This window comes from Oceaniferula marina, assembly GCF_013391475.1.
Lineage (GTDB): Bacteria > Verrucomicrobiota > Verrucomicrobiia > Verrucomicrobiales > Akkermansiaceae > Oceaniferula > Oceaniferula marina.
Window position 1 is genome coordinate 1 of the sequence record NZ_JACBAZ010000050.1, and the last position, 1,436, is coordinate 1,436.

At 50.9% G+C, this 1,436-nt stretch carries 1 protein-coding gene; it reads right to left on the reverse strand.

The window, feature by feature from the left end:
* Positions 1-163: 163 nt before the first annotated feature.
* The gene (locus HW115_RS19495) at positions 164-1,351 is read right to left on the reverse strand and encodes an IS4 family transposase (RefSeq protein ID WP_178935338.1); all 1,188 of its coding nucleotides are present in this window, start codon (positions 1,349-1,351) and stop codon (positions 164-166) included.
* Positions 1,352-1,436 lie beyond the last annotated feature (85 nt).

Genomic DNA, 1,436 nt, shown 5'->3' on the forward strand with positions numbered 1-1,436 from the left:
CCAATAGTGTTCGGCATGCATAGTGCTGGTTACAATGTGGCTGAAAGTCAGTTTGCTCATAAATAACACACGGAGTGTCTAAGTTATAATTTATAAGGAGCCCTTGATATCCGGGCACGACAATGGCCGCGAGGGATTCCCCCGCGTATATCCGTCATTATTTTTACGGTTTTGTTTGGCCGATGGCCCGTGCCAGCTCGTCCGCGTCGATCATGCCAGTTTGATGCCAGCGCAAGGCTTCCATTGTCCGTTTGTTGGGAAGTTTCCCCATACGTCTGGAAAGTAACAGTGCTGCAATCAATGCGCAGTATAATTGTATGCCCACGCCTTCGGCACTCTCCGCAAACCAATGCCACTGCTTCGGCTTGCCGAAAATACACTTCAACCAGCGAAAAAATAATTCAATCTCCCAGCGTCGGTGATAGATGTCGGCCAAAAGACCCGCAGCCAAGTTATTCGAGTCGGTTTGGTTGCTCACCAGCAGAATGGGTTCATCAAGTTCTGGTTTCTCAATGCGGACCACCCTCACTGATTTGAGATGCCAGCATTTGCGGGCCCCGAGTCTGACAATCCGGTCGGATACAACACCAGCCTTAAGGTCGTCATCCGTCAGAGGCAGGTCATGCTCCACCTTGATGGAGGCGGTTTCATACAAACGCATCAAATAGCTGCACCCAGCATCGTTGAGACGCTCGAGGAATTTGTAATCACGACCGTAATAGCGGTCCCCGACATAGAACTCACCCGGTTGGATCATCTTCTCCAAAGCCTTGCGTTCGCAGGTTTTGGCGGGACTGATGAGTGCACCCGAGGGCTTTTCATCAAGCAAACTGAACTTGATATGCAGGCGAAGTGCCGATTGTTTTGTTCCGTAATGGGTGCGCCAGTGAGCCCATGCCATGCGGGGCAGGGCCGAAAAGACGGAACTGTCGACCAGCCGTAACGATTTGAGCAGACCTGGCGGGATGCCTGCTTTTTTGACGGAATTGCCGATGTTTTCAGCCGCAAGTTTTCTGAAAAGTTCTTCGAGTCGCTCGAAGCCAAAGACGGACTGCGCTTCTGAAAAACTCCCCAGGCTCATGGAGCGGCGACAGACCATGTCCTGGACTTTTTTGAAACGGCTGCATGCGCAGAGCCCCCTCATGGAATCGATAACCGGGTTGAACTGGGCGAACAGAAAAGAGCAAAGGTAGTCCTCTTCAAGAAGCTCACGCTTTGGCCCACCCTTTTTTGTCTGAAGAGGGAAGGACGGTGCTGTCTCATTGAGCAGAGTGCGGAACTCCTGAAGCAACTTCCAGCTCTGGAGTTGATTCTGACTAATATCAGGCTTGGCTTTCCTTCCCGGTTCCACGCGAAGGATTAAAGCAAAATATGTTAAAATGTACAAGTGACACTTTTGTCACATACCGCCATCAGAGCATGCCGAACACTATTGG